The sequence below is a fragment of the Rhodococcus sp. T9N genome, from assembly GCF_024436645.1.
GTDB lineage: Bacteria > Actinomycetota > Actinomycetes > Mycobacteriales > Mycobacteriaceae > Rhodococcus_F > Rhodococcus_F qingshengii.
This window is the reverse complement of the sequence record NZ_JAMSKS010000008.1, coordinates 241286-251129: the sequence shown is the minus strand read 5'-3', so window position 1 is coordinate 251129 and position 9844 is coordinate 241286. Positions and strand designations below refer to the sequence as shown.

Below are 9844 nucleotides of genomic sequence, written 5' to 3'. Positions count from 1 at the left end.
CCAGTCCGTAGTCGCGTGCTGCGGTGATGACGTCGAGGCTGCGCTGGTACCGGAACGCCGGACGGATCCGCTTGAAGATGCGGGGGACGGTCTCGAGGTTGTGTGCAAGTACCTCGGGGCGTGAGGCGAAGACCTCGTCGAGCAGTTCGGGCTTGCCGTTGAAGTCCGGCACCAGGTTCTCGACGCCGGTGCCCGGGTTGAGTTCGTGGATCTTGCGGACGGTCTCGGCGTAGAGCCAGGCGCCGCCGTCGGGGAGGTCGTCGCGGGCGACGCCGGTGATCGTGGAGTACCGAAGGCCCATGGCCTGAACGCTTTCCGCGACGCGACGGGGCTCGTCGCGGTCGAGGGCTTCGGGCTTGCCGGTGTCGATCTGGCAGAAGTCGCAGCGGCGTGTGCACTGCTCACCGCCGATCAGGAACGTGGCTTCGCGGTCTTCCCAGCACTCGTAGATGTTGGGGCAGCCCGCTTCCTCGCAGACGGTGTGCAAACCTTCACGCTTGACCAGGCCCTCGAGCTCCGTGTACTCGGGGCCCATCTTTGCTCGGGTCTTGATCCAGTTGGGTTTGCGTTCGATGGGCGTCTCCGCGTTTCGGATCTCGAGACGGAGCAGCTTACGTCCTTCTGGGGCGATAGTCACGACAGTGATCCTACGCCCGGTGATTACTGCAACGGGGTTCGGGCGAGCCCGTCAGCTGTACTGAACGGTAGTAAAAGTCGGAGTAGGCGAGGCGCTTTCGAAGGTGACGCGCTCGACGTTCCGTTCGGTGACGGGCATGGTTCCGTCGAGAGCAGCGATCACTGCCTCGGTCACAGCGGGAGTGACTTCGTCCACGGTGACGTCGCGACCGAGTTCATGCGACAGCGTCGTGACCCCGGCGTCACGGATGCCGCAGGGAATGATGTTGTCGAATCCGGTCAGGACCGAATTGCAGTTCAGGGAGAAGCCGTGCAGTGCCACGCCCCGTTGGACGCGCACGCCGATGGCAGAAACCTTGCGCTCGGGCTTCCATTGCCCGTTTGCGAGTTCGGCAGGCAGCCAGACGCCGGAGCGGCCGTCGATGCGCCCGCAGTTCAGGCCGAGGTCCGTGCACACCGTGATCAGTGCTTCCTCGATGCGTCGGACATACCGCACCACGTCGATGGGCTCGGCCAGTTTCACGATCGGATATCCCACCAGCTGGCCGGGGCCGTGCCAGGTGATCTTCCCGCCGCGGTCGACGTCGATGACAGGCGTGCCGTCGACGGGACGATCTTCGGGTTCCGTGCGTCGTCCTGCCGTGTACACCGGCGGGTGTTCGAGGAGCAGTAGCGTGTCCGGTCCGATGTCGTCCGCCCGCGCTGCCGCGAGCTCACGCTGGCGGTCCCACGCGGCGTTGTAGTCGATCGAACCGAGTTGCTCGACGGCGATCGGCAGTTTCGAGAACCGGGCGGAAACGGCAGCGCTGCTCATGGACGTAGAGATTACGCCCGACTTCGGAATCAACCGAGTGCGGCCGCCAGCGCTTCGCCGATCGTGTTGTGGCGGAAAGAGAATCCCGCCTTTTCCAAAGCTGCGGGAATGGCGCGCTGGCCACCGAGGATGCCGCTCTTGGCGAATTCTCCGATCAACGCTTCGAGTGCGAACCCGGGAACGATCCAGGGAGCCGGGCGGTGGACCGCACGGGACATGGCGTCATTGAACTGGGCATTGGTGACAGGGGCCGGACCGGTCAGGTTGACGGGACCGGAGAGTTCGGAATTCGTGAGCGCGAACTTGATCGCGTCGCACTCGTCCTCGAGTGAGATCCACGGAAAGTACTGGCGACCGTTGCCCAGTCGCCCGCCGAGGCCGAACGAATAAAGGCGCCGAAGCCGACCGAGCATGCCCCCATGAGGTGAAATCACGACGCCGGACCGCAGATTGACGACGCGGGCACCCGCCGCACGCGCCGGTTCGGTGGCAAGTTCCCAATCGCGACACGTCGTGGCGAGAAAGTCTGTGCCTGCCGGCGAATCCTCGTCGACGATCTTGTCGCCGGTGTCGCCGTAATAGCCGACGGCGCTCGCGTTGGCGAGGACGGGAACCTTCTCACTCGCGACCGCTTCGGCCAAGACGTCGGTCGCGACGATGCGGCTGTCACGGATCGCTTGCTTGTAGGAACCCGACCACCGTTTGTCGCCGATGCCGACGCCGCAGAGGTTCACGACGGCGTCGGCGCCCTGCAGGACGGAGAGGTCCAGACGGTCGTGGTCCGGGTCCCAACGCGATTCGTCGGGGCCGGCAGTCGAGCGTCGCACCAGACGCACCACGTCGTGGTTGTCGGAGCGCAACGATGACACCAAGGCCGTTCCGATCAAACCGGACGAGCCGGCGATGACTACTCGCATTCGGAAAGCCTCCTTCGATTCAGCGTGCTTCGATATCCGAACGTATATCTCCGACCGTACTGAAAAAGCCGGGGCGCCACCTCCTGATGGAGATGACGCCCCGGCCGGCCGAGCAGTTGCTTACAGGCCCAGATCAGCTTCGAACGAGGCTTCTTCCAACCGCTGCTTCACAGTGGTGAGGAATCGGCCGGCGTCGGCGCCGTCGACCAGCCGGTGATCGTAGGTCAGCGGCAAGTAGATCATCGAGCGAACGCCGATGGACTCGTTGCCGTTCTCGTCGGTGACCACCATCGGGCGCTTGACGATCGCGCCGGTTCCGAGCATGGCCGCCTGCGGCGGTACCAGGATCGGGGTGTCGAACAGCGCGCCCTGGCTGCCGATGTTGGTGATGGTGAAGGTGCCACCCGAGAGCTCGTCCGGCTTCAGGCCACCCGAGCGTGCACGCTTGGCGATGTCGGCGATGGCGCGGGCCAAGCCGGCCAGGCCGAGATCGCCGGCGTTGTGGATGACGGGGGAGAGCAAGCCCTGATCGGTGTCCACTGCGATGCCGAGGTGCTCAGCGTCGTAGTAGGTGATCTGCTTGGCAGCCTCGTCGTAGCTGGCGTTGATGTTCGGGTGCGACTTCAGCGCCTCGACGACTGCCTTGGCGAAGAACGGAAGGAACGTCAGGTTGACGCCTTCGCGCTCGATGAAGCCGGCCTTGGCACGGGCCCGCAGGGCGACGATCTTGGTGACGTCCACCTCGAAGGTCTGCGTGAGCTGAGCGGTGTTCTGCAGCGACTCACGTGTCTTGGTGGCCGTGATCTGCCGAATACGGTTGGCCTTCTGCGTGGTTCCACGCAGGTGTGCCAGTTCGGGTCGGACGCCTGCGGCTGCGGTGGCGGCCGGTGCGGCCGCGGGTGCTGCAGCAGCGGGAGCGGCGGCGGGAGCCTTCTTGGCCTCCGCAGCGGCGAGCACATCCTGTTTGCGGATGCGGCCGCCGACGCCGGTGCCGGTGACGGTCGCGAGGTCGACGCCGTTGTCCGTTGCGAGCTTGCGCACGAGCGGGGTGACGTACGGGCTGCTGTCGCCGGAAGCTGCGGGGGCAGCCGCCGGTGCGGGAGCCGCAGCAGGCTTCGGAGCGGGGGCGGCCGGTGCGGCAGCAGGCTTGGGTGCCTCGGCCTTGGGTGCCTCAGCCTTCGGTGCTTCAGCCTTGGGGGCAGGGGGTGCGGCCGGTGCTGCGGGAGCGGCCTTGGGTGCCGGAGCCGCGGCGGGTGTGCCGGAGCCGACGACGGCCAGCTGGCCACCGATCTCGACGGTGTCGTCTTCCTGCGCATTGATCTCGAGCAGGATTCCGGCGACGGGGGACGGGATCTCTGTGTCGACCTTGTCGGTCGAGACTTCGAGCAGCGCCTCGTCGACGGCAACCTCGTCGCCGACAGCCTTGAGCCAACGGGTGACGGTGCCTTCGGTGACGGACTCGCCGAGGGCGGGCATCGTCACGGCGGTACCTTCAGCGGAACCGCTCGAAGCGGCGGGTGCCTCGGCAGCGGGAGCTTCTTCAGCGGGAGCTTCGGCAGCCGGCGCTTCCTCGGCGGGAGCTTCCTCGGCGGCGGGGGCGGGTGCCTCTGCCGCGGGTGCTGCGGCTTCGCCGGCTTCACCGATCTGGGCGAGCTCGCCACCGATTTCCACGGTGTCGTCTTCCTGCGCGACGATCTTGGTCAGGACGCCGGCGACGGGAGACGGAATCTCGGTGTCGACCTTGTCCGTGGAGACTTCGAGCAAGGGTTCGTCGACTTCGACCGTGTCTCCTTCCTGCTTGAGCCACCGTGTGACAGTTCCCTCGGTGACGCTCTCACCTAGGGCTGGCATCTGGACGGAGAAGGCCATGTCTTTTGACTCCTCGACAGTTGTGTTCGGGTTGTTGAATTTTGTCGACTTGTGGTCGTAATGCATTGTGCTCGAGTGGCGCGCGACGTGCGGCTACTTGTAGCTATTTTGCCGATGTCGACGCGCGGGCGCGGCGTCACCGTCGTTCATCTTTCCATTGATACGCCGGGCGTGTCCGATGAGGGGGATGCCGTCCGTTTCGGGTGTGTCGGCTACTGGCGAGTAGGTATGCGTCGGGGGTCCGGCTGTAACGTCGTAAGCGGACCAAACGGTATGTCGTGCGCAGGCACAACGGACATCGCCTGGCAAACTTGACATATCGCCGGGGTGCATCCGCGGCGTCGGTACCGAGGAGGGTACGACCGTGGGACTGTTCGATCGTTTCAAGCGTCCGCCAAGTGCGGCTCAGGCCGCAGCGCAAAGTGATGCGGATCATCTGGCGAATTGGGCGCACTCGCACGAAGGCGTCGAGGCCTATGTGGAACCGCAGACGACGGTGACCGAGGTGACCGTCGTCCTGGTTGCGAAGGACGGGGAGTGGACTCGTCGTCGTGTCGGCGGCGAACGTGGTGCCCGCAAATTGGGACAGGACCTGAAGATCCCGGTCTACGACGTCCGCAAGACGGGATATCCGCAGCGTATGCGCGATCACGACGAACGTAAGCGAATCGAACGCAAGCGGGCCCGAGAGCAGGAATTACGCGACGGCGCCTGAACTGCTGTGCGCCTTTATTAACCGAGGGGGGTTAATAAAGGCGCACAGCAAGGGGTCAGCCGTTGACCGCGATGTCCTCCAGGACCGAGATCATCGTGCGAACGGGAACGCCGGTACCGCCCTTGCCGGTGTAACCCCACGGCCCTGACGTGTTGTAGGCCGGCCCCGCGACGTCGATGTGCGCCCACTGGACACCCTCGGGAACGAATTCCTTGAGGTAGTGAGCTGCGACCAGCATGCCGCCCCAGCGGTGTGGGGTGACATTGGCCATGTCGGCGACCTTGGAGTCGAGATCTCCGCGCAATTCCTCCGGCAGCGGCATGGCCCAGCCGTTCTCGCCGACGCTCTGCGAGATGGAGGCGACGCGGTCACGGAACTCGTCGGTGCCCATGACTCCGGGGGTGCGGTTGCCGAGCGCGACCATCTGCGCACCGGTCAGGGTGGCGGTGTCGATCATGTAGTCGGGATCGTCCTCACCCGCGCGAACCATCGCGTCGGCAAGAATCAAACGGCCCTCGGCGTCGGTGTTGACGACCTCGATGGTGATTCCGCCGTACTGGGTCAGCACGTCGCCGGGACGCTGGGCGGTCGCGGACGGCATGTTCTCGGCCATCGGTACGTATGCGACGACGTTGACGGGCAGGCCGAGCTTGGCGGCAAGCACGACGGTGGAGATGACGGCTGCGGCGCCGCCCATGTCCGAGGTCATGTTCTCCATACCGGCGGCGGGCTTGATGGAGATTCCGCCGGTGTCGAAGGTGATGCCCTTACCCACCAGTGCGACCTTGCGGGCACCACGCTTCTTCGACGCGTATTCGAGGCGGACGAGACGCGGCTGGCGTGACGAGCCCTTGCCGACGCCGATGATTCCGCCGTAGCCACCCTTCTCGAGTGCCTTCTCGTCGAGAACCTGGACGGTGAGCCCGGCCTCGACGCCCAGTGCCTTCGCGCGCGCGGCGAACTCGGCGGGGTAGAGGTGGCTCGGGGGGGTGTTGACGAACTCGCGTGCGGTGGCGACGGCCTCGGCGATGGCAGCCGACCGTGCCAGCGTCGCTTTGGTCTCCTTCGTGCGCGGCGACGGCACCAGAAGTTCGACGCGGGCCAGTGGCTGCGAATCGGGACCGGGAGCCGTCATGGACGACTTGAATTCGGTGAAGCTGTACGCGCCCAACGCAAATCCCTCGGCGGCTGCACCGAGGTCGAGGATCGAGAGCGTGGTTGCGACGGTGTCGATGCCGGACAACGAGCGAGCTGCGGCGCCGGCGGACTTACGGATCTGCTCGCTGCCGAGCTTGTCGGCAGAGCCGAGTCCGACGGCGAGAACGCTGGTGACCGACAGTTCGCTCGGTGCCGGGACACGAGTGAGCTGCTCGGGCTTGCCCGTGGCGCCGACGGCGATGAGGCTGTCGAGGATCTCGGCGAGTACGTCTTCGGCGACGATGCCTTCGCTGAGTGCGATTTCGGGGCCGTCCGGACCCGACGTCAGACCGACGACCAATATCTCTGCGCGCTTGGCGACTGTGCCGGCGAGAACGAGGTCGGGTCCCAACGATCGGGCTGTGCGAGTGCTCAAGGTGTCTCCTGTGAGGTGAGTGTGCGATGCGTCCGGTTCTGGCGGATGCCTGAGTCGATGTTAGGCCCTTTGCAGTTTGCTGACGGGCGATCGTCACGGCCGGGTGAGCTCTCGCTGCGGACATGTTTCGATCGGCGAAGTCCGATAGGTTGTGGGCCATGACCGACGAACAACTGTTGCAGGGCCCGATCCACCCCGTCCACGTCGAACTCGGCGCGACGTTCGCGCAGTTCGGGGGGTGGCAGATGCCGGTTTCGTACGCCGGCGTCGTGGCCGAACACACCTCTGTGCGTGAGAATGTCGGACTCTTCGACGTCAGTCACCTCGGCAAGGCCGTCGTGCGTGGCGCGGGCGCCGCGGAATTCGTGAACTCCGCACTGACCAACGACCTGAACAAGATCGGGCCGGGTAAGGCTCAGTACACGTTGTGCTGCAACGAGTCCGGTGGTGTCATCGACGACCTCATTGCGTACTACGTCAGCGACGACGAGATCTTCCTCGTCCCGAACGCAGCCAATACCGCGGACGTCGTTGCGGCTCTGGTCGCCCTCGCACCGGACGGAATCACCGTCGAGGATCAGCATCGTGCCTACGGTGTGCTGGCTGTGCAGGGTCCGAAATCGGTGGCGGTTCTGACCGCTCTGGGACTTCCCACCGAGATCGAGTACATGGCGTACGAAGATGCGGAATGGAACGGCGTGCCTGTTCGTGTGTGCCGCAGCGGTTACACCGGTGAGGTCGGCTACGAACTCCTGCCGCGGTGGGACGACAGCGAGCCGTTGTTCCGCGCGCTTCTCGAGGCAGTGCGCGCCGAGGGTGGGCAGGCCGCCGGACTCGGCGCCCGTGACACTCTTCGTACCGAGATGGGGTATCCGCTGCACGGGCATGAGCTTTCGCTCGAGATTTCTCCGCTCGAAGCGCGCTGCGGATGGGCGATCGGTTGGAAGAAGCCGACATTCTGGGGCAAAGAGACCTTGACCGACGAGAAGGCTGCCGGCCCGGCTCGCAAACTCTGGGGGATCAAGGCTCTCGATCGCGGCGTGCTTCGTGCCGGCCTCGGTGTTCTGCGTGACGGCGAGGCAATCGGCGAGACCACCTCGGGGACGTTTTCGCCCTCGCTCAAAGTGGGAATTGCGTTGGCGCTCCTCGATTCCGGTGCCAATGTCTCGGCCGGCGACGAGATCGAAGTCGACGTCCGTGGTCGTGCTCTTCGGTGCGTCGTGGTGTCTCCTCCGTTCGTGGAGACCAACACCAAGTAGAGAGCTTTTTCACGTTCGATAGGATTGCGCCCATGACAGGTGCCGCCGATTTCGTTCGTGTTCAGAGCTCGTCCCCGAAGTCCGACGCCGAGCGCCGTGACATTTTGGCGGCGCCCGGCTTCGGGCGGCACTTCACCGACCACATGGTCTCGATCGACTACACCGCGGGCAAGGGCTGGCACGACGCCCAGGTGTTGCCGTACGGAAACATCGAGCTCGATCCGGCCGCAATGGTTTTGCACTACGGACAGGCCATCTTCGAGGGCCTCAAGGCATACCGTCAGCCGGGTGGCGAGATCAGCTCGTTCCGCGTCGAGGCCAACGCCGAGCGTTTCGCGGCATCTGCGCGCCGTCTGGCCATGCCGGAGCTCCCGTCGCAGATGTTCATCGATTCCATCACCGAACTGATCGACGTCGATCTCGACTGGGTTCCCGCAGCCGGTGGCGAGGACGCGCTCTACCTCCGTCCGTTCATGTTCTCCACCGAAGCCGGACTCGGTGTCCGTCCCGCCGACGAGTACCGCTACCTGCTGATCGCCTCGCCTGCCGGTGCGTACTTCCCGCGCGGCGTCAAGCCGGTCAGTGTGTGGCTGTCCACCGAATACGTTCGCGCGGCCCCCGGTGGTACCGGCGCGGCCAAGTTCGCCGGCAACTACGCCGCTTCACTCCTCGCCCAGGCGCAAGCCGCCGACGAGGGTTGCGACCAGGTGGTCTGGCTCGACGCCATCGAGCGCACGTACGTCGAGGAAATGGGTGGAATGAACCTGTTCTTCGTCTTCGGCTCGGGCCCCGACGCTCGCCTCGTGACGCCGTCGCTGTCCGGTTCGTTGTTGCCAGGCATCACGCGCAACTCGTTGCTTGCCCTTGCCGCCGATTCCGGTTTCGCCGTCGAGGAGCGCAAGATCAGCACCGACGAATGGCGCACCAAGTGCAAGAGCGGTGAAATCACCGAGGTCTTCGCTTGCGGCACAGCAGCAGTCATCACCCCCGTCGGACGCGTCAAGTCCGCCGAGGGCGAGTTCACCATCGCCGACGGCGAGCCGGGTGAGGTGACGATGGCACTGCGCGACACCCTCACGGGTATCCAGCGCGGAACCTTCGCCGACACCCACGGCTGGATGACGAAACTTCACTGATCGCTGGTTCGTTCCGCGAGCAATCGCTCCCGGAAGAACTGCAGAATCTCGTCTCGTGCGACGGTGGTGGGCGATCCCGCCTCGTCGACGAGATGAGCCGTCACCACGCTGTGTGGATTGGCAATGACGTGTTCGAAGAACGGCGACGTTGTCGCGTTGGCCGCTTCGTCGGGTAGTACCTTCCCGACGAAGCGCTCGCCCAAGGCCTTCGAATAGGCGGCGAATCGTTGTGCGCGGCAGAACGAGTCACCTCGAAAGCGGTATGCAAGCACCGTGAGGTCTTCGGCCTCGAGTCTCGAGCGCACGGCTTCGAGTTCTTCGGGCCCGCTGTCGGTTTCGTCCGGTCGATCGAGCGGTAACGACGGTTGGGCGAGAACCGGCGCGATGACCGAGGGTTCGAGCATCATCGACAACGCGAAGTTACCGGTGAAGCACATTCCGATCACGCCGACGCCAGGTCCGCCGCTCTCCTCATGGGCGGAAGCGGCGAGTGAACGCAGCCAACGGACCGCCGGACTCGGTTCATCGGCAGCGAGGGCGCGGAATTCTGCACTGACGCAGGCTCTCTTGAATACCGTCAGCCCCTCGTTCACTGTGGGGACCGCGCCGTCGTGCCCGAACAGTGACGGAACGAAGACAGTGAAACCGGCGTCGCGCACCCAGCGGGCGAATCGCGCTACATGCGGGCTGATGCCCGGCATCTCCGGCATGACGATTACTGCGGGACCGGTGCCGGCCACGTACACGGACTTCGCCACTGCGTCGATGGTGATCGTTCGACGGTCGAAGTCTTCGAGCGGATCGTCTTCGGTCATGCTCCGGTTCGGCACGGTGAGCCCTCTCAGTAGTCGAAACAATTCCTCTGCACAGTCTTTCGGCGCGGGATCGACTACAGAAGAGGGCGGTTCGCCATGTTTTCGGGCGG

9 protein-coding genes are annotated in these 9844 nt (G+C 65.0%); 3 read left to right on the top strand and 6 right to left on the bottom strand.

Features of this window, described 5'->3' with window-relative positions; translation table 11 throughout:
• From M1L53_RS16110 to sucB, 4 genes are all read right to left on the bottom strand, one after another.
• The coding region (locus M1L53_RS16110; protein WP_261949229.1) for a lipoyl synthase at positions 1 to 637 on the bottom strand (637 nt) is incomplete at its 3' end.
• Between the two features lie 51 nt (positions 638 to 688).
• Complete coding sequence (gene lipB, locus M1L53_RS16105) at positions 689 to 1450, bottom strand: lipoyl(octanoyl) transferase LipB (RefSeq protein WP_003941602.1); 762 nt, start codon at positions 1448 to 1450, stop codon at positions 689 to 691.
• A gap of 29 nt (positions 1451 to 1479) precedes the next feature.
• Positions 1480 to 2367 (bottom strand): TIGR01777 family oxidoreductase, encoded by an 888-nt coding sequence (locus tag M1L53_RS16100; protein ID WP_007730042.1) that lies wholly within the window; start codon positions 2365 to 2367, stop codon positions 1480 to 1482.
• Between the two features lie 120 nt (positions 2368 to 2487).
• On the bottom strand, positions 2488 to 4236 hold the full coding sequence (sucB, locus tag M1L53_RS16095; protein WP_050655824.1) for a 2-oxoglutarate dehydrogenase, E2 component, dihydrolipoamide succinyltransferase: 1749 nt from the start codon (positions 4234 to 4236) through the stop codon (positions 2488 to 2490).
• Between the two features lie 364 nt (positions 4237 to 4600).
• On the opposite strand from sucB, the gene M1L53_RS16090 reads away from it, so the two are divergent.
• The gene (locus tag M1L53_RS16090) at positions 4601 to 4951 is read left to right on the top strand and encodes a hypothetical protein (RefSeq protein WP_003941713.1); all 351 of its coding nucleotides are present in this window, start codon (positions 4601 to 4603) and stop codon (positions 4949 to 4951) included.
• A 55-nt stretch (positions 4952 to 5006) separates the two neighbouring features.
• On the opposite strand, the gene M1L53_RS16085 is transcribed toward M1L53_RS16090, so the two are convergent.
• Complete coding sequence (locus M1L53_RS16085) at positions 5007 to 6524, bottom strand: leucyl aminopeptidase (RefSeq protein ID WP_019748919.1); 1518 nt, start codon at positions 6522 to 6524, stop codon at positions 5007 to 5009.
• 158 nt (positions 6525 to 6682) lie between these two features.
• Between M1L53_RS16085 and gcvT the strand changes: the two genes are divergently transcribed.
• Positions 6683 to 7783, top strand: a complete 1101-nt coding sequence (gene gcvT / locus M1L53_RS16080; protein WP_054187286.1) for a glycine cleavage system aminomethyltransferase GcvT — start codon at positions 6683 to 6685, stop codon at positions 7781 to 7783.
• Between the two features lie 32 nt (positions 7784 to 7815).
• A complete protein-coding gene (locus M1L53_RS16075) occupies positions 7816 to 8919 on the top strand; it encodes a branched-chain amino acid aminotransferase (RefSeq protein ID WP_003941766.1) in 1104 nt (367 codons plus the stop codon).
• Here the strand turns inward: M1L53_RS16075 and M1L53_RS16070 are convergent.
• The gene (locus M1L53_RS16070; RefSeq protein ID WP_007730045.1) at positions 8913 to 9734 is read right to left on the bottom strand and encodes a dienelactone hydrolase family protein; all 822 of its coding nucleotides are present in this window, start codon (positions 9732 to 9734) and stop codon (positions 8913 to 8915) included. The genes M1L53_RS16075 and M1L53_RS16070 overlap by 7 nt on opposite strands.
• Positions 9735 to 9844 lie beyond the last annotated feature (110 nt).

Bases quoted from the DNA above. Each gene is read 5' to 3' on its own strand.
- lipB (WP_003941602.1), bottom strand. From the start codon at position 1,450: ATGAGCAGCGCTGCCGTTTCCGCCCGGTTCTCGAAACTGCCGATCGCC.
- M1L53_RS16100 (WP_007730042.1), bottom strand. From the start codon at position 2,367: ATGCGAGTAGTCATCGCCGGCTCGTCCGGTTTGATCGGAACGGCCTTG.
- sucB (WP_050655824.1), bottom strand. From the start codon at position 4,236: ATGGCCTTCTCCGTCCAGATGCCAGCCCTAGGTGAGAGCGTCACCGAG.
- gcvT (WP_054187286.1), top strand. From the start codon at position 6,683: ATGACCGACGAACAACTGTTGCAGGGCCCGATCCACCCCGTCCACGTC.
- M1L53_RS16075 (WP_003941766.1), top strand. From the start codon at position 7,816: ATGACAGGTGCCGCCGATTTCGTTCGTGTTCAGAGCTCGTCCCCGAAG.
- M1L53_RS16070 (WP_007730045.1), bottom strand. From the start codon at position 9,734: ATGACCGAAGACGATCCGCTCGAAGACTTCGACCGTCGAACGATCACC.